We start from the raw sequence: 18,434 nt of genomic DNA on the forward strand, positions 1-18,434 counted from the left end.
GAAGAAAACGCAGATCACCTTGCGCAATGCGGAAAGACTTATTCCGCTGGCCCCAGATAATTCATGCCTGTTAATAGGCAATTTAAACGGTACTCAATCCCGGGGACGCCCTGCGTCCTGAGGGTCAGAAATAGCCAAACTTTTATATTTTCCCGATTACGTTATTAAGGAGTCATGATGGATTTTCACAACCTGGCTTACTGGCAAGAAAAAGCAAAAATGCTCGTTATTGAGACGCGCTTATTTATTAACGGTGAATACAGCGCCGCCGCCGATAATAGCGTTTTTGAAACCAATGATCCTGCCGCGCAGCAGACGCTCGCCGAAGTTGCTCGCGGCAAAAAAGCCGACGTTGATCGTGCGGTGCAGGCCGCCCGCAGCGTATTCGAGAACGGCGACTGGTCGCAGGCGTCCCCTTCTCAACGCAAAGCAGTGCTAAATAAATTCGCCGATCTAATGGAAGCTCACCGTGAAGAGCTGGCGCTGCTGGAAACCCTGGATACCGGCAAACCGATTCGCCACAGCCTGCGCGATGATATTCCCGGTGCCGCCCGTGCGATTCGCTGGTACGCCGAAGCCATTGATAAAGTGTACGGCGAAGTCGCGCCTACCAGTATCAACGAACTGGCGATGATCGTTCGCGAGCCGATTGGCGTGATTGCGGCGGTAGTTCCGTGGAACTTCCCGCTGCTGCTGGCCTGCTGGAAGCTTGGCCCGGCGCTGGCCGCCGGAAACAGCATGGTTCTCAAACCTTCCGAAAAATCCCCGCTTACCGCTCTACGTCTGGCGGGCCTGGCGAAAGAGGCCGGGCTGCCGGATGGGGTGCTCAACGTGGTCAGTGGTTTCGGCCATGAAGCCGGTCAGGCACTGGCGCAGCATCCGGATGTTGAAGTCATCACTTTCACCGGCTCTACCCGCACCGGCAAGCAGCTGCTGAAAGATGCAGGCGACAGCAATATGAAGCGCGTCTGGCTGGAGGCGGGCGGCAAAAGCGCCAATATCGTCTTTGCCGACTGTCCGGACCTACAAAAAGCGGTCAATACCACCGCGGGCGGTATTTTTTACAATCAGGGCCAGGTCTGTATTGCCGGAACCCGCCTGCTGCTGGAAGAGAGCATCGCCGACAAGTTTCTCGAGTTGTTAAAAGAGCAAGCAAAAGGCTGGCAGCCGGGCAACCCGCTCGACCCGAATACCACCATGGGTATGCTTATCGACAACAGCCACGCCGACAGCGTCCACAGCTTTATCCGCGCCGGGGAAGCACACAGCACGCTGCTGCTGGATGGGCGCAAAAACCCATGGCCAGCAGCGGTCGGCCCGACCATTTTTGTCGACGTCGACCCCGCATCTCCTCTCAGTCAGGAAGAGATCTTCGGCCCGGTGCTGGTGGTGACCCGTTTTAAAACCGAAGAACAGGCCGTGAAGCTTGCTAACGACAGCCGCTACGGCCTAGGCGCAGCGGTCTGGACCCGCGATCTTTCCCGCGCCCATCGCGTCAGCCGACGCCTGAAAGCCGGCTCCGTCTTCGTGAATAACTATAACGATGGCGATATGACCGTGCCTTTTGGCGGCTACAAGCAGAGCGGCAACGGACGTGATAAGTCCCTGCACGCAATGGAAAAATTCACCGAACTGAAAACTATCTGGATTGCCCTGGAGGCTTAATCATGACCGAACATACCACCAGTTATTACGCCGCCAGCGCCAATCGCTATGAACCGTTTCCAACGCTGGACGAATCGATAAGCTGCGACGTCTGCATCGTTGGCGGCGGCTATACCGGACTCTCTTCAGCGCTGCATTTGGCCGAAATGGGCTACGATGTGGTGCTGCTGGAAGGTGCGCGCATCGGCTTCGGCGCCAGCGGGCGCAACGGCGGTCAGTTGGTTAACTCCTACAGCCGCGATATCGACGTTATCGAGAAAACCTACGGCCCGGACGCGGCGAAAATGCTCGGCAGCATGATGTTTGAAGGCGGCAATATTATCCGCGAGCGCATCCAGCGCTATCAAATCCAGTGCGACTATCGCCCCGGCGGCCTGTTTGTCGCGCTGAATCATAAACAGTTGGAGACGCTCGAAGAGCAGAAAGAGAACTGGGAGCGCTACGGCAATACCCAACTGGAGCTGCTGGATGCCAGCGCTATACGTCGCGAAGTGGACAGCGACCGCTATACCGGCGCGCTGCTGGACCATAGCGGCGGCCATATCCATCCGCTGAATCTGGCGATCGGCGAAGCGGACGCCATTAGGCTGAACGGCGGTCGGGTTTACGAGCAATCGCCGGTCACCCGTATTCAGCACACCAGCCCGGCGGTGGTGACCACCGAACGCGGTCAGGTTACCGCTCGCTACGTGATTGTCGCCGGTAACGCCTATCTCGGCGATAAAGTCGAGCCGGAGCTGGCGAAGCGCAGCATGCCCTGCGGCACCCAGGTCGTCACTACCGCACCGCTGTCTGAGGATCTGGCACGTTCGTTGATCCCGAAAAACTACTGCGTAGAAGATTGTAACTATCTGCTGGATTACTATCGTCTGACCGCCGATAATCGCCTGCTGTACGGCGGAGGCGTGGTGTACGGCGCGCGCGACCCGGACGACGTAGAGCGGCTGATAATGCCGAAGCTGCTGAAAACCTTCCCACAGTTGCAAGGGGTGAAAATCGACTACCGCTGGACCGGCAACTTCCTGCTGACCCTCTCGCGGATGCCGCAGTTTGGTCGTCTCGATAACAATATCTACTATATGCAGGGTTACAGCGGCCATGGCGTCACCTGTACCCACCTCGCCGGACGACTGATTTCAGAGCTGCTGCGCGGTGACGCCGAACGCTTCGACGCCTTCGCTAAGCTGCCGCACTACCCGTTCCCCGGCGGGCGCAGCCTGCGCATTCCGTTTACCGCTATGGGCGCGGCCTACTACAGTCTGCGCGACAGACTCGGCGTTTAATCCCCTCGACCGACGGTGCCTGCCGTCGGCAATTTTGCCTCGTCGTATTGCTGCGGGAAGCGCTGCTGGAAATAGTGGCGCAAAAACTCCACGGTGGTACGAATCTTTGCCGAGGTCGCCAGTCGCGACACGTACACCGCCCAGATATTGGCGTGCTGATAGTATTCCGGCAGCAGGTGCACCAGATTTCCGCTGGCGATATTTTCACTCACGTCCCACCACGAACGCAGGGCGATCCCCTGCCCGTCCAGGCACCATTGATGAACAATTTCACCGTGGTTTGACGACAGCGGACCGGTCACTTTAATCGCATGCTCCCCCTCTTTATCGTGCAGTTGCCAGACGCCAAATGGCCTGTCACGCTCTTTAATCACCAGGCAAGGCAGTGCAGCAAGATCGCTAAGCTGCTTTGGTCGCGAATGACGAGCCACAAATTCCGGCGAGGCGCAGAGAATGCGCTGGTTAGTGGCAAGCTGGCGGGCAATCAGATTGGGGGCAATATCGTCGCCGACGCGAATATCCAGATCGACCCCCTCATTGGCTAAATCCACCAGCCGGTCAGCGACGTCAAAACGGATCTCCAGCTGCGGATACCGGCGGGCCAGCTCGGACAGCGCCGGGGCGACAACCTGACGGCCAAAGCCGAAGCTGCTGATAATGCGCAGCGTCCCCTGCGGCACCTGACGCACATCGGACAGCTCGTCCATCATCTGATCGACATCCTGCAAAATGCGCTGCCCCCATTCGTAAATGCGTTCGCCCTCCTCGGTAATGGCGACCCGCCGGGTGGTACGGTGCAGTAGCTGGACGTTGAGCGTCTGCTCAAGCAACGACACCCGCTTGCTGACAAAAGCCGGAGAAACGCCCAACTCTTCAGCGGCGGCGGCAAAACCGGCGCGGCGGGCGACCAGCATAAAGACGCGTAAATCGTTCAGCAGCGGCAGATTATTCATGATTCGTGTTTTATGTTTCACCAGTTGACGGGATTAATTATGAATCAGTCAATTATAGGATAGAGGTGAAGTCAATTTCCCTTACCGCAAACTGAGAACAACAATGAATAAAACCTTACGTATTGCCGCCATCCCCGGCGATGGCATCGGAAAAGAAGTGCTGCCTGAGGGCATTCGCGTACTGCAGGCCGCCGCTGAACGCTGGGGGCTGGCGTTAAGCTTCGAGCACTTTGAGTGGGCCAGCTGCGATTACTATGCGCAACACGGCAAAATGATGCCCGACGACTGGCACACGCAGTTGCAAGAGTTTGATGCTATCTACTTCGGCGCGGTGGGCTGGCCGGATATCGTGCCGGATCACATTTCGCTTTGGGGTTCGCTGCTGAAGTTCCGCCGTGAGTTTGACCAGTACGTCAACCTGCGCCCGGTGCGCCTGTTTCCCGGCGTCCCCTGCCCGCTGGCGGGTAAGCAGCCTGGCGATATCGATTTTTACGTGGTGCGCGAGAATACCGAAGGGGAGTATTCTGCCCTCGGCGGACATGTGAATCCGGGCACCGAACATGAAGTGGTGATTCAGGAGTCGGTGTTTACCCGCCGCGGCGTTGATCGGATCCTGCGCTACGCCTTTGAGCTGGCGCAAAGCCGCCCGCGCAAAACGTTAACTTCAGCGACCAAATCCAACGGCCTTGCCATCAGTATGCCTTTTTGGGATGAGCGCGTGGAAGCGATGGCGCAGCACTACCCGGAGGTGAAGTGGGATAAGCAGCATATTGATATTCTGTGCGCTCGCTTTGTACTGCAGCCGGAGCGTTTTGACGTGGTGGTCGGCTCAAACCTGTTCGGCGATATCCTCTCCGATCTTGGCCCAGCCTGTACCGGCACCATCGGCATTGCTCCGTCGGCGAATCTCAATCCCGAGCGTACCTTCCCGTCGCTGTTTGAAGCGGTCCACGGTTCAGCGCCGGATATCTACGGCAAAAATATTGCCAATCCTATCGCTACCATCTGGGCCGGGGCGATGATGCTCGATTTCCTCGGTAACGGGGATGAACGCTATCAGGCCGCTCATGACGGCATTCTGGCGGCGATTGAGCAGACCATCGCCAGCGGGCCGAAAACGCCGGATATGAAAGGTACCGCTTCCACCCAGCAGGTGGGCGAAGCGATTTGTCGGGCCATTGCCGGATAAAAGTAGCCCGGACAGGCGCGTCAAGCGCCGCCTCCGGGAATGTATACGGATTCCGTTCACCGCTATCCCGCAGAAAATGTATTTCCGTCGAACGTGAACGGGTAAAGGGGGAGAAAACCGTCTCCCCTTTACAATCCCCACGGTCCCGCAAAGAAATCGGTGCTGCGCACTGCGCTCACCTCCCGGTTCGCCGATTTCAGCGGGGGCCAGGGCATCGCTGCAAGTTCTGTTGTTTCAGAAAGATATTTGCCGCTACCGGTGATTTTCCCCGGAGGCGGCGCTTGACGCGCCTGTCCGGGCTACAAAATCATAGACGGCTGGAAACACGTAGCCCCGGTAAGCACAGCGCCACCGGGGAGATTCTCCGGCCCGAACTACAGCTCCAGCTCGCGCTGCAACAGCGTCGCAATCGCCTCGCTGCTCTCCGCTGTCACCAGCGCCTTGCGGAATTCCTCATGCATAATGCGCCGGGCCAGACGCGAGAAAATACGCATATGCTGATCGCCAGCTGAGTGCTTGTTCAGCGTCAGCATAATGACAAACTGCGCCTCATCGTCGCCCCAGACTACCGGCTGCGCCAGACGGGCAACGCTGATGGTCGACTGTTCGATATGCTCCGATTTGCTGTGCGGAATGGCGAAGCTAAATCCTAAACCGGTGGAGAACACGGCTTCGCGGGCCCACAGGTCGGCCTCCAGCTTGCGCGGGTAGCGGCAGCGCCCGGCCAGCAGCAGGTTATCGGTCATGCCCTTAATCACTTCTTCTTTGCTGCGCCAGTCGCTGTTCAGCGTAATGCACTGGGCGCTAATCAGCGGCGCATCCTGCTGGGTCATGCGGAACTGGGCCAGCAGATGCTCCACTTCAAGTGAAGTACGGCACTGCATCGCCTGATTAAGCAGCTGACGGCAGGCACGGCTATCAAGTTGCGCCAGACGCGCTTTGGTCGCCGGAATCGACGGCGCGCTCATGCTCAGCTCATCCAGCCCCAGCCCTACCAGCAGCGGCAGCACTGAACCTTTAGCTCCCAGCTCGCCGCACAGGCCAATCCATTTCCCCTGACGATGTACCGCCTGAACCGCATAATCCAGCGCGCGTAAAAATGCCGGGTTAAGGCTATTGTAGTGACGCGTTACCTTAGCGTTATCACGATCCACCGCCAGCAGATACTGGGTCAGATCGTTACTACCAATACTAAAGAAATCAATCTCTTCGCAGCATTGGTCGATAATAAACATCACCGAAGGCACTTCGAGCATAATGCCCAGCGGGATTTTCTCATCAAACGGAATATGCTCGCTGCGCAGCGACTGTTTAGCATCCGCCAGCTGCTCTTTGACCCACAGAATTTCTTCCATTGATGAAATCATCGGGATCATGATTTTCAGCGAACCGTGCGCCGAAGCGCGCAAAATTGCCCGCAGTTGGGTACGGAACAGCGCCTGATATTCTTCGTAAATACGCACCGCGCGATAGCCAAGGAACGGGTTGTTCTCCGCCGGGATATTGAGATAGGCCACCGGCTTGTCGCCACCAATATCCATGGTGCGAATAATAATGCTGCGCCCGTTGGCCGGTTCCAGCGCCTGGCAGAAGATGTTGTAAAGTTCATTTTCCGACGGCGCGCTTGGGCGGTCCATATAGAGCATTTCAGTGCGGAACAGCCCTACCGACTGTGCGCCGTTGTTAAATGCCGCCATTGCCTCTACCGAGTGGGCAATGTTCGCCGCCACTTCCAGACGAATGCCGTCTTCCGTGCGCCCTTCTTTATCCAGCCAGGTCTGCTGCTGACGGCGAATTTGCTCCTGCACCCACGCTTCCTGCTGATAGTAGCGCGCGACGGCTTCATCGGGTTTCACCACCACTAAACCGGCGTTACCGTCAATCTGCACTCGCTGATCAACCCACGGCAGCAGCGCATCCATATCGACGCCCACCAGGGTCGGAATATTGAATGAGCGCGCGAGGATCACGGTGTGCGAAGTGGTTCCGCCGCTGCGCAGTAGCAGTCCTTTGAGCAGCGTTTTATCCAGTTCGAGGAACTGGCTGGGGGTTAACTCATCAGCCAGACAGATAGACTCTTCCGTCAGCTTGCCCGGTACCGGGAAGCGCGATTCGCCGTAGATATGCTGTAGCAGCTGGAAGCAGACGTCGCGAACGTCCAGCACGCGCTCCTGCAAATAGCTGTTGCCAGAAGCACTAAACTGGGCGCAGAAATGTTCGCTGGTCGCCACCACTGCTTCAGCGCAGCTCAGGCCGGTCAGCAGGCCGCCAAGCAGATGCTGGCGCAGCGAGGCATCGGTCGCTAAAGAACGATGCGCTTCAAGGATCGCGCTGGCGGTGCCGTCGTTATCCAGCAGACGGAACTCAATATTTTTCACCAGCAGCATCAACCCGTTATCCAGCGACGCCTGCTCTTGTTCAATATTTTTCGCCGCCGGCAGCGTGCCTAAGTCGCGCAGATCCAGCGATTTAAGGTGGGTGAGCCTGCCGCCCGCGCTCCCGGCGCAAACCGGCAACGCATGAAACAAGGTGGGGTTGAGACGAGAGAGTGATTCCGGAACCGGCTGAACGTCCATTTGATCGACCGTCGGCAGCGGCGCATCGCAGTGCGGAAACTCATCGGTGATAAAGGCCGACAGCGCGTCAAACGCCTGCTGCTCATCCTGACCACTGATGATCAGCTGACAGCTATCCCCCTTAATGGTGTTGGTACCAATAATCGCCAGCGCGCTTTTCGCATTCCCGCGCCCTTCGCTGCGGGTATTCAACCATTCGACCGAAGACGAAAAAGTATTACACAGCGTTTCTACCAGACTTGCCGGACGCGCATGTACGCCGTTGGGCAAATCACATATGAATTCAATTACCAGAGCCATCGTCTTCCTCCTGAACAATGCGTTATTGCCTCAAAAGTAAAGAAAGAATCCGCCAGCCACTACGCGACAAAACTGGCAATTACTGGATATTTGTATGCACGGATCTTTTTTATGCTCACCGTCACAAATACGCCAGCTAAATAGCTTAAAAACCCCACAGGACTAAGATTTGAGGTGGATCGCAATTTTCTTCTCGCCTTACAAATATCCAGTAAATGCACTTTTTCTCTACTGTTTTATAAGCCGCCCTTTTTCTAAGGTTGATGCATCAACTCAGTCACGAGCCGCACAGGCTCAGGAGAAAACAATGAACGAACTGGTGCAAATACTAAAAAATACACGCCAGCACCTCATGACCGGGGTTTCACATATGATCCCTTTTGTCGTGTCCGGAGGAATATTGCTGGCCGTCTCCGTCATGTTGTACGGCAAGGGCGCAGTGCCCGATGTTGCCACCGATCCTAATCTGAAAAAACTGTTTGATATCGGCGTGGCCGGTCTGACGTTAATGGTGCCGTTCCTGGCGGCCTATATCGGCTACTCCATTGCCGACCGCGCGGCGCTGGCCCCCTGCGCTATTGGTGCCTGGGTCGGCAACAGCTTTGGTGCCGGTTTCTTCGGCGCGCTGATCGCCGGGATGATTGGCGGCCTGGTGGTCTACTACCTGAAGAAAATCCCGGTTCACAAAGTCCTGCGCTCGGTGATGCCTATCTTTGTTATCCCGATTATCGGCACCTTTATTACCGCCGGGATCATGATGTGGGGCCTTGGTGAGCCGATTGGCGCGCTGACCGCCAGCTTAACCGGCTGGCTGCAAGGGATGCGCGAAGGCAGCATCGTCGTGCTGGCGATCATTATGGGCCTGATGCTGGCTTTCGACATGGGCGGGCCAGTAAACAAAGTGGCCTACGCCTTTATGTTGATTTGCGTTTCGCAAGGTGTTTACAGCGTCGTCGCGATTGCTGCCGTTGGCATCGCCGTACCGCCGCTGGGCATGGGGCTGGCAACGCTGATTGGTCGTAAATACTTCTCCGCTGAAGAGCGCGAAACCGGTAAAGCCGCGCTGGTCATGGGATGCGTTGGCGTCACCGAAGGCGCGATTCCTTTCGCCGCCGCCGACCCGCTGCGCGTGATCCCGGCCAACATGATTGGCGCCGCCGCTGGCTGCGTGACCGCCGCGCTGCTCGGTGCGCAGTGCTACGCCGGTTGGGGTGGACTGATCGTTCTGCCGGTCGTTGAAGGTAAATTCGGCTTCATCGCGGGTCTCGCGGTTGGCGCCATCGTTAGCGCAGCCTGCGTCATCCTGCTCAAAGCCCTTGCCAAGAAGAAAACGTCAGACGCCAAAGCCGATGACGAGATGGATCTTGATTTCGAAATTAACTGAAAAACTGGAAGGAATATTTTATGACCAAAATTATCGCCGTTACCGCTTGCCCGTCTGGCGTCGCACATACCTATATGGCCGCTGAGTCGCTGGAAAGCGCCGCTAAAGCCAAAGGCTGGCAGGTCAAAGTCGAGACTCAGGGCTCCATCGGCATTGAGAATGAACTGACGGCGGAAGACGTTGCCAGCGCCGATATGGTTATCCTGACCAAAGATATCGGCATCAAGTTCGAAGAGCGTTTTGCCGGGAAAACCATTGTGCGCGTCAATATCAGCGACGCCGTTAAGCGCGCCGAAACCATTATGAACAAAATCGACAGCCACCTTTCTCAGAATGCCTGAATAAATAGCGGGGCGCGTTCTGCGCTCCGCCAAAAAAATGGAGTTTGTCATGACCAATCGCACTCAACGTTTAAAAGACCGTTTGTTCGCTAACCCACGCGAGATCTCCCTCGAACGCGCCCTGCTCTATACCGCAAGCCATAAGCAGACGGAGGGGGAGCCGGTGATGATCCGCCGGGCGAAAGCGACCGAATGGGTCCTCGACCACGTACAGATTTCGATTCGTGATGACGAACTGATCGCCGGTAACCGGACGATTAAACCGCGCGCCGGGATAGTCTCCCCAGAAATGGACCCCTACTGGCTGCTCAAAGAGCTGGATCAGTTCCCGACCCGCCCGCAGGACCGCTTCAACATTAGTGAAGAAGACAAACGTATCTATCGTGAAGAGCTGTTCCCGTACTGGGAAAACCGCTCGATGAAGGACTTCATCAACAGCCAGATGACGGATGAAGTGAAAACCGCCGTCAGCACGCAGATTTTTAGCGTTAACCAGACCGATAAGGGCCAGGGGCATATCATTATTGACTACCCTCGCCTGCTGGAAAACGGCCTCGCCGCGCTGGTGGCGGAGCTGAAAACGGTAAACAAACAGCATCCGCAAAACAGCTTCTATCAGGCGGTGCTGATCCTGCTGGAAGCTTCCCAGCGCCATATTCTGCGCTATGCGGCGCTGGCCGATGAAATGGCCGCCAACTGCGTTGATGAACAGCGGCGTAAAGAGCTGGAAACCATCGCCGAAATTTCCCGCCATAACGCGGTGCATCGCCCGGAGGATTTCTGGCAGGCCAGCCAGCTCTTCTGGTATATGAATATCATTTTGCAATATGAATCCAACGCCAGCTCCATTTCGCTGGGGCGCTTTGACCAGTACATGCTGCCGTATTATCAGGCGTCGCTGAATCGCGGCCAGGACCCGCAGTTCCTTAAAGAGCTGCTGGAATCTCTGTGGGTGAAGTGCAACGATATCGTTCTGCTGCGTTCAACCAGCAGCGCACGCTACTTTGCGGGCTTCCCGACAGGCTATACTGCCCTGCTCGGCGGCCTGACCGAGACCGGGCGCAGCGCGGTGAATATCCTGTCGTTTTTGTCCCTCGATGCCTATCAGAACGTGCGCTTGCCGCAGCCGAACCTCGGCGTGCGGGTTAATGAACTGATCGACCGCCCTTTCCTGCGCAAAACCGCAGAGACCATTCGCCTCGGCACCGGCATTCCGCAAATCTTTAATGATGAAGTGGTGATCCCGGCGTTTCTCAACCGCGGCGTGTCTCTGGAAGACGCGCGGGATTACTCGGTGGTCGGCTGCGTTGAGCTGTCGATCCCTGGACGCACCTACGGTCTGCACGATATCGCGATGTTCAACCTGCTGAAGGTGATGGAAATCGTGATGCTGGAGAACGAAAGCAATCCTGACATCACCTGGGATGGGCTGATCAACCAGATCCGCGACAAGATCCGCTACTACATTAAGCTGATGGTCGAAGGCAGCAACATTTGCGATATCGGCCACCGCGATTGGGCACCGGTTCCCCTGCTCTCCTCATTTATTGAAGATTGCGTGCAGCACGGCAAAGATATTACCGAAGGCGGCGCGCGCTATAACTTCTCCGGGGTGCAAGGTATCGGCATCGCTAACCTGAGCGATTCGCTGCACGCGCTCAAAGGGATGGTGTTTGAGCAACAGCGTCTGAGCTTTGCCGAACTGATTGCGGTGCTAAAAGCTAACTTCCAGACGCCGGAAGGCGAGAAAATCCGCGCCCGCCTGATCAACCGCTTTGAGAAATACGGTAACGATATCGACGAAGTGGACAACATCAGCGCCGATCTGCTGCGTTTCTACTGCAAAGAGGTTGAACAGTACCAGAACCCGCGCGGCGGCCACTTCACGCCGGGTTCATATACCGTATCTGCCCACGTGCCGCTGGGTTCAGTGGTTGGCGCGACCCCGGATGGCCGTCTGGCCGGGGAACAGCTGGCGGACGGCGGACTGTCGCCGATGGTCGGTCAGGATTCACAGGGGCCGACCGCAGTGCTCAAGTCGGTGAGCAAGCTGGATAACTATCTGCTGTCCAACGGCACGCTGCTGAACGTCAAATTCACTCCGGCGACGCTTGCCGGTGACGGCGGACTGAACAAGCTGGCCGATTTTTTACAGGCCTTCACCAAGCTAAAGCTACAACATATTCAGTTCAACGTGGTCAACGCCGACACGCTGCGCGAAGCCCAGCAGCGGCCGCAGGATTTTGCCGGCCTGGTAGTGCGCGTCGCGGGCTACAGCGCCTTCTTTGTCGAGCTGTCGCAGGAGATTCAGGATGACATTATCCGCCGCACCGCGCATCAGCTGTGAGGTGATGGAAACGCGCGCCGATAAGGCGCGCATTTTTAACATCCAGCGCTACTCTTTGAATGACGGTCAGGGGATCCGCACCGTCGTTTTTTTTAAAGGTTGCCCGCATACTTGTCCGTGGTGCGCCAACCCGGAGTCGATCTCGCCGAAAATCCAGACCGTGCGCCGGGAGAGCAAATGCCTGCACTGTTCCCGCTGCCAGCAGGATGTTGTCGAGTGCCCTTCCGGCGCGTGGGAGCAAATTGGTCGCGACGTCACGCTGGATAATCTGCTGAAGGAAGTGCTAAAAGACGAGGTCTTCTTCCGCGCCTCCGGCGGCGGCGTCACCCTGTCGGGCGGCGAAGTGCTAATGCAGGCTGAGTTTGCCACTCGTCTTCTGCGCCGCTTACGCGAGTGGGGGATCAGAACCGCGATTGAAACGGCTGGCGATACCGCATTCAGCCGTTTTTACCCGCTGGCGAAAGAGTGTGATGAAGTTTTATTTGATCTAAAAATTATGGATGAAGCGCAGGCCAGAGGGCAGTTGCTAATGAATATGCCGCGGGTGCTGGATAATTTCACCCGCCTGGTGGAAGCCAATATTCACGTCATTCCTCGGGTGCCGTTAATTCCGGGTTTTACGCTTAATGAAGAGAATTTCCGCCAGATCCTGGCGTTTTTAGCCCCTTTTAAGCTGCCAGAAATTCATCTTCTGCCGTTCCATCAATACGGCGAACCAAAATATCACTTACTGGGAAAAACATGGTCGATGTCGATGATTAAAGCACCTGAAGAATCTGAGATTCAACCATTCAAGACGCTGGCTGAACAGGCCGGTTTTAGCGTGACCATCGGCGGATAACGCCTGGAGGATGCTATGGATTTCAATATCGTTGCCGTAACGGCCTGCGTAAGCGGCGTCGCTCACACTTATATGGCAGCCGAGCGCCTGGAAAAGGTCGGCCACCATGAGAAATGGAATATCAAGATTGAAACGCAAGGAGCGTTGGGGGTGGAGAATAAAATCACGGCGGACGATATTGCCCATGTCGATGTCGTTCTGCTGGTGACGGATATTGAAATCGACGATGCCAAGCGTTTTAGCGGCATCCGCACCATTAAGACCAGCATCAAAACCTTCTTGTTGCAGCCGCAGCAGATTGTCGAAGCGGTGAAATGCATTATGAAAAAGCCGGTGGTTTATATTGAGATCCCTTGAGTGAGGGAAATCCCGGAAGCGGCGCTTAACGCGCCTGTCCGGGCTACCGGTGCTCAGCGATTCTGTAGCCCGGACAGGTGCGCAGCACCGCCTCCGGGAACAACGTGCTCAACAATTTCAGATTTACTCCACGCCCAGCAGCCATTTCTGCGCAGGCGTCAGGCGGCTGGCGGTTTCCGGCGTCAGCCAGCGCTGCTGATCCTGCTGCGCCGTATCTTCGCGGTCGATATACAAACTGTGCAATACGCGTCTTCTGCTGCCGATACGATTGCGCGTCCCGCCGTGCCAGGCATGGGCGTTGTAAATCATTACGCTGCCAGCCGGAGCGGCAAACACCACTTCATCAGGATGCGTCAGCTCTGGATTATCCAACACCTCTTCCGGCAGCTCAGGTCGGTGGTGCGTTCCAGGAATAATGCGCGGTGCGCCGTTTTCCGCACTTAAATCATCAATAGCCCAGATAGCATTAACCAGATGTACTTTCGGGAAATCCGGACGCGGTTTTTTCCAGTCCGCATGCAGCGGCTGGTGGCCGCCGTTAAACAGCGCTTCCCGCGCGTTCAGGCTGGAGACTTTAAAATCACCCTGAAAAATATACTGGCAGGCAGAAAGGACCAGCGGATGGGACCAGACTTTCTCCCAAACCACCCCTTTATTAATCAGATTGGCAATGCGCGTTGCCGTCGCTTCCTGATGATGCTCAATCGCCAGGTTATCGCCCTCTTTTTCGACGATAGCATCGATAAGCGTACGCATCGCCTCCAGCCATTCCGGGTCCGCCACGTTATGCACAACGGTATAACCCAGGGTATCCAGCTCCTGTTTCATTTTCGAGGACAGCGCGATGTTAGCCCCCAGCGCATTCAGATAAACCGCAGATTGTTGTTCCATATTTATATTCCTTAACTTATCGATAACACAAAACAAACTCTAATCTGTGCCGACCGGGAATACATGAGGCCAAAACTACGAAAAACTGGACAAGCGTACGCGGCAGGAAAAAGTGTGATGGCTATCAAAATCCAGCGTTTTTTCAGTCTATTCCGGAGCTATCAATAACCAACCGGGCTGATGCAGAACAAATCAGTGTTGATAAAATAGATTATAATCAACAGGATATTGGTTCTCTTCTAAGGCTTACGGCATGATTGACGATCTGGCAGATACTTTAAATCGCTTAGTAAATCAGAAGGATAATCTGCACGTCAGATTTCCAGAGCCGGATATCTCCGAACCTGAGCTGGCGTTTAAAGTCCCCTTCCCGCGACTGGAGATTGTGCTGGAGGGTGAACTCAAGGAAAGCGGGCTACCGCTGTCGGAACCGGTATTATCCGCCTCACAGGTGCTCTACGTTCAGGCGGGTAAATGGACGTTGCCGGAATGGACCGGGCCGGCATCAACGCTAAGCATCCTGTTTGGTCGCCAGAAGCTCGGATTTTGCGTGCAGTACTGGGACGGCAAGCAGTTGAGAACCGAGAAGCAGAACGTTGCCCGCCTGGGGCCGCGCGTGGGTTCTTATCTGCTGTTGTCGCTCAATGAAATCTGCTTACAGCCTGACCCGGTGACCGCCAGGCTGGTGGTCTCTGCGCTCTTAAGCCACTGCCTTGAGCAACTGGTTGGCCTGGAGATGCGGGTCAGCCGCAGCCGCGATCTGTTTATGGCGGTGCAGGATTATCTGGAAGAACATCTCAGCCAACCCCTGACCCGCGAGTCGGTAGCGAAACGCTTTCATATCACGCCTAACTATCTTTCACATATTTTCCAGAAATCAGGTTCCGTCGGCTTCAACGAATTCCTCACCAGCGTGCGCCTTGAGAAAGCGAAAAAGCTGCTGCGCGGCTACGATCTGAAAGTAAAAGAGATCGCCCATAACTGCGGATTCGTCGACAGCAACTATTTCTGTCGGGTGTTCAAACGCTACACCGAACGCTCGCCTTCCGAATATCGCCGCCACTGCCGCAGCGCACAGCAGGGATGATTCAGGCCGCGCTATGCGGCCCACTCCACGCGCCCGCGACCGTTATTTTTCGCCTTGTAGAGCGCGCCATCGACCTTTTTAATAAACTCATTCTGCGGTTCATCCTGATTGCGCAGGCCAACACCAATGCTTACCGACAGCGGATTATCGTGATTAATCAGGATTGCGCGGGCGTTTTGCAAAATTGACTGCGCCAGTTCATCAACTTCCTGCGCCGACAGACCATCAACAATAATGGCGAACTCTTCTCCGCCGATCCTCGATGGCAACACCTTATCGCTGGTGAGCTTTGCCAGCTGCTTACCAAGGGCAAACAACACTTCATCCCCCACCAGATGCCCATAGGTATCATTAATTTTCTTAAAGTAGTCGATATCGACAATCATTAGCGCCAGCGAATGTCCCTCTTTCTCACGAATGGTGTCGATAAAAAAGCGACGGTTTGGCAACTGGGTCAGCTCATCCTTCAGCGATTGAGAACGCGCATCGACGTACAGAAGATTGATACGTTCAATGATTTTGTAGATCCCAATAGCGGTCAGCAGCATCCCGGACAGGCGCAAGAGATCTTCACAGTAGTAGCCCATCCAGCGCGGCTGGCGGAAGATTTCGTCCATCAGGTCAAACGTGCCCCCGGCAATCCACAGCAGCAGCCCGTAGCGTACCCAGTTAACCGCCACGTGGTTCATGCGCACTTTGGTCGAACTCCACAATATAAACAGCAGAAAAAGCAGCGCCAACAAGTCGATATACATTCCAGGATTAGACAAAATCACGCTCCAGGGCCCCAGCGGCGGCGATACAAATGCACACAGGCCGGATACGGCAACGATCGTCAGCAGTGCGGGAAGAAAATGCGTTCGGGAAATAGTGGAAGGGGGTTGGATATTGATATTTTTTTCGCGTTCAGGCATGGGTAGGTCTCTCAACAACGTGGCTTACCATGTGTTAAGCATACCAGCCAACGGTGTTCGAGCGAACTTTAAAGGCGCATTGCCCGTAAATGGGGGATATCAGCGAAAGAGAGAGTGGACTGACCCCGCGGAATTTTCCAACGTACTACCAATCCATGGCGACGAAGTCAGTGCCGCGGATGGTATAGGGTTCTCCTGATAGGGATTTAGCTATCAGTGCGGGTTGGGAGGATTTTTTGGCACTGCGGGAGGTGGTTTCCAGGTTTGGTAGGTTGGGTATTATATGAGATTATTATCGAAGTGATGTTTGTAGGAGATCACCTAAGATTCACCCTATCAAAAATTTAATTTGAGATTGTTATTGTATCAGGCCCCTTTCAAAACCAAAGAGACCATGTAAAAATCGGCAATTCATCACAGCTCCAATGGTTGAGATATTCTTCCTGATTAAGAACCAAGAACATAATCAGGATCCTCGTCATCAGAATCCCAAAAATTAACTGGAGGGGCATATGCTCCATTTTGTATTACAGGACACCATCCAAAATCATTATAAAATAAAGACAGTTCAACAATCTCATATATGTCATCACTTTCCTGGTTTAAAGTTATTAGTGCAGGTTCGTAATGGGTATACAAACCTCCCGCTCCTGCCATGGCTCGTTCCTCAAAGAGTTCTCGGTCCCAATCATAGACAACACCAAGTGTATCAGGAATAACTGTAAAAAACATAATCTCAAATTTATCAGAAACCTGAACTCTACATGGTATATTTTTTTGCTTTGAGAGCACTCCGGTAATTAAGTTATCTGGAAATTTAATTTTCAGTATCATTTTTATCAATCTTAGGGAACAATAATTTCCTCTGCATTTAGTATCCACCGACATATCGATGACAAGGAGCAGGAATGTCATAGTATTAAATTATTTATATCTACGTCAACGATATTCCAGTCCCTATTTTCCATATGATGTAAAAAATCCTCAGGCAAAGATAAACCGTAGTGCTGTATATAATAGGCAAGATCGCCTGACCAAGCCCATGCACCATCAGTTTTGATGGTAAGCGTTCCTATATATTTTTGTTCTTCAGACAATAAATCTGTAAGGACGGCAGGAGCGACCATCAACAAATGCCCATGTTCAAGATAACCTAAAACCTTTGATAGATTAATATATGTGCCATTATTTATTGAACTGATTAAAGAATCACCATTCTCGTCACCATGAGGCAGTTCTCTGTAAAATCCAACTTTCTTTAATTTCCTCATTTCCTTTAACACTCATTTCCGAGCTTATCAACTTTCATCTTTTTATACCCTCAGTACGTGAACCTATCAACTTCATTTTATTCTCCCTGGCAGGATTTCTTACATATCAGCAAGAACTATCATAATACTTGTAAAAGTATCTATTCAAATTATTCTTCCCATATCAATCCTCTGATATAACGCTCACTTGTAGCAGAAGATAGCGTCTCAAAACAAGAGGTTTTACCGCGAGTCAACTTAGTAAAACTATCTGAAGTTCAGGTTCTCGCTCGTAAACAGAGTTTGATATAAATTACCGGGGTAGAATCTAAGCAAAGTTTCTGACTCGATAACGTAATCTCTTTTACTTTAACATATAGTCAAACCTTTCATTCCAGCCGAACTGAATATCTCGTTGTTTAATCCTCTCGAAAATCATTATAATTTTATCAAAAGACTCTCTGAGAACGAACCTTGATAATTCAGAATGTAACCAAATGATTTTTACTGGCCTTTCTACATCTGTACTTAGCCTGTCCCATAACGCATCAAGATTGCTACCATAATAATCACCAAAATTTAACAATACAGAAATCTTGCGATGAAAATCAGCTTCGGAATCTATTTTTCCACCATCTAAAACAAACTCGTTCATATTTAATACTGTCGTTTTAATTGTTATTAATTTTTATATCATATAGAATTTTCATCAGCCTTTCTATAGCTTCCGATGGTTCTTCCTCAGGGCTAATCAATATGTTAAATATTTGATCATCAAGTTGAATATCATAAATATCAATACCAACATAACCTTTTGACCAAAATTCCACTGCGCCTATTTTCTGATGACCTTTAAACTCGACACGATCCAGATCTCCAAAATCACCATCAGAAAAGAAACTGTACTCAAACAAATACTCAGGGAGAGTAGGTTCTATTTTATTTTTAAAGTCATTAACATTCATAGTTCTATTACCCTACTTTCATTTCATCTATAAATTAAACCGCATAAATATTTACTATACCAACTCATTCCAATTCCATTGGAACTCACCA

The 18,434-nt window shown here is 53.4% G+C and carries 17 protein-coding genes; 9 read left to right on the top strand and 8 right to left on the bottom strand.

What is annotated here, in order from left to right; genetic code table 11:
• Positions 1–177 precede the first annotated feature (177 nt).
• Together puuC and DA718_RS17660 are read left to right on the top strand one after the other, a co-directional pair.
• Positions 178–1,665 (top strand): aldehyde dehydrogenase PuuC, encoded by a 1,488-nt coding sequence (gene puuC, locus DA718_RS17655; protein WP_112215203.1) that lies wholly within the window; start codon positions 178–180, stop codon positions 1,663–1,665.
• Positions 1,666–1,667: 2 nt separating this feature from the next.
• Positions 1,668–2,948, top strand: coding sequence for an NAD(P)/FAD-dependent oxidoreductase (locus DA718_RS17660; RefSeq protein ID WP_112215204.1), 1,281 nt, complete (start codon positions 1,668–1,670; stop codon positions 2,946–2,948).
• Here DA718_RS17660 and DA718_RS17665 read toward each other — a convergent pair.
• On the bottom strand, positions 2,945–3,922 hold the full coding sequence (locus DA718_RS17665) for a LysR substrate-binding domain-containing protein (RefSeq protein ID WP_167492791.1): 978 nt from the start codon (positions 3,920–3,922) through the stop codon (positions 2,945–2,947). The two genes, DA718_RS17660 and DA718_RS17665, sit on opposite strands and share 4 nt — an antisense overlap.
• Before the next feature lie 82 nt (positions 3,923–4,004).
• Between DA718_RS17665 and DA718_RS17670 the strand changes: the two genes are divergently transcribed.
• A complete protein-coding gene (locus DA718_RS17670) occupies positions 4,005–5,090 on the top strand; it encodes a tartrate dehydrogenase (RefSeq protein ID WP_112215206.1) in 1,086 nt (361 codons plus the stop codon).
• A gap of 374 nt (positions 5,091–5,464) precedes the next feature.
• Here the strand turns inward: DA718_RS17670 and ptsP are convergent, their stop codons facing one another.
• Positions 5,465–7,966 (bottom strand): phosphoenolpyruvate--protein phosphotransferase, encoded by a 2,502-nt coding sequence (ptsP, locus tag DA718_RS17675; RefSeq protein WP_112215207.1) that lies wholly within the window; start codon positions 7,964–7,966, stop codon positions 5,465–5,467.
• A gap of 307 nt (positions 7,967–8,273) precedes the next feature.
• On the opposite strand from ptsP, the gene DA718_RS17680 reads away from it, so the two are divergent.
• From DA718_RS17680 to DA718_RS17700, 5 genes are read left to right on the top strand one after another with little or no spacing between them, the layout of a single operon-like run.
• Positions 8,274–9,350, top strand: coding sequence for a PTS fructose transporter subunit EIIC (locus tag DA718_RS17680; RefSeq protein WP_112215208.1), 1,077 nt, complete (start codon positions 8,274–8,276; stop codon positions 9,348–9,350).
• A gap of 20 nt (positions 9,351–9,370) precedes the next feature.
• Positions 9,371–9,691 (top strand): PTS fructose-like transporter subunit IIB, encoded by a 321-nt coding sequence (locus tag DA718_RS17685; protein ID WP_112215209.1) that lies wholly within the window; start codon positions 9,371–9,373, stop codon positions 9,689–9,691.
• Between the two features lie 49 nt (positions 9,692–9,740).
• Positions 9,741–12,038: a formate C-acetyltransferase gene (locus tag DA718_RS17690; RefSeq protein WP_112215210.1), complete on the top strand. Its 2,298-nt coding sequence runs from the start codon at positions 9,741–9,743 to the stop codon at positions 12,036–12,038.
• On the top strand, positions 12,004–12,879 hold the full coding sequence (locus DA718_RS17695) for a [formate-C-acetyltransferase]-activating enzyme (RefSeq protein ID WP_112215211.1): 876 nt from the start codon (positions 12,004–12,006) through the stop codon (positions 12,877–12,879). The genes DA718_RS17690 and DA718_RS17695 overlap by 35 nt, the downstream gene beginning before the upstream one ends.
• Before the next feature lie 15 nt (positions 12,880–12,894).
• A complete protein-coding gene (locus DA718_RS17700; RefSeq protein WP_110277185.1) occupies positions 12,895–13,236 on the top strand; it encodes a PTS fructose-like transporter subunit IIB in 342 nt (113 codons plus the stop codon).
• Between the two features lie 123 nt (positions 13,237–13,359).
• On the opposite strand, the gene DA718_RS17705 is transcribed toward DA718_RS17700, so the two are convergent.
• Positions 13,360–14,127, bottom strand: a complete 768-nt coding sequence (locus DA718_RS17705; RefSeq protein ID WP_112215212.1) for a phytanoyl-CoA dioxygenase family protein — start codon at positions 14,125–14,127, stop codon at positions 13,360–13,362.
• Between the two features lie 253 nt (positions 14,128–14,380).
• Between DA718_RS17705 and DA718_RS17710 the strand changes: the two genes are divergently transcribed.
• Positions 14,381–15,214, top strand: coding sequence for a helix-turn-helix transcriptional regulator (locus tag DA718_RS17710; protein ID WP_112215213.1), 834 nt, complete (start codon positions 14,381–14,383; stop codon positions 15,212–15,214).
• Positions 15,215–15,225: 11 nt separating this feature from the next.
• Here DA718_RS17710 and DA718_RS17715 read toward each other — a convergent pair whose 3' ends face one another.
• From DA718_RS17715 to DA718_RS17735, 5 genes are all read right to left on the bottom strand, one after another.
• Positions 15,226–16,128: a GGDEF domain-containing protein gene (locus DA718_RS17715; RefSeq protein ID WP_112215214.1), complete on the bottom strand. Its 903-nt coding sequence runs from the start codon at positions 16,126–16,128 to the stop codon at positions 15,226–15,228.
• Positions 16,129–16,575: 447 nt separating this feature from the next.
• Positions 16,576–16,962 carry a hypothetical protein gene (locus DA718_RS17720; protein ID WP_112215310.1) on the bottom strand — a complete coding sequence of 129 codons (387 nt, stop codon included), beginning with the start codon at positions 16,960–16,962 and terminating at the stop codon, positions 16,576–16,578.
• A 77-nt stretch (positions 16,963–17,039) separates the two neighbouring features.
• Entirely contained in the window at positions 17,040–17,399 is a 360-nt protein-coding gene (locus DA718_RS17725; RefSeq protein ID WP_112215216.1) for a hypothetical protein, read from the bottom strand.
• Positions 17,400–17,742: 343 nt separating this feature from the next.
• Positions 17,743–18,033 carry a barstar family protein gene (locus tag DA718_RS17730; RefSeq protein ID WP_112215217.1) on the bottom strand — a complete coding sequence of 97 codons (291 nt, stop codon included), beginning with the start codon at positions 18,031–18,033 and terminating at the stop codon, positions 17,743–17,745.
• Between the two features lie 16 nt (positions 18,034–18,049).
• Positions 18,050–18,343: a hypothetical protein gene (locus DA718_RS17735; protein ID WP_185928540.1), complete on the bottom strand. Its 294-nt coding sequence runs from the start codon at positions 18,341–18,343 to the stop codon at positions 18,050–18,052.
• Between the last annotated feature and the right edge of the window lie 91 nt (positions 18,344–18,434).

Origin of the sequence: Klebsiella huaxiensis (assembly GCF_003261575.2) — a bacterium.
GTDB lineage: Bacteria > Pseudomonadota > Gammaproteobacteria > Enterobacterales > Enterobacteriaceae > Klebsiella > Klebsiella huaxiensis.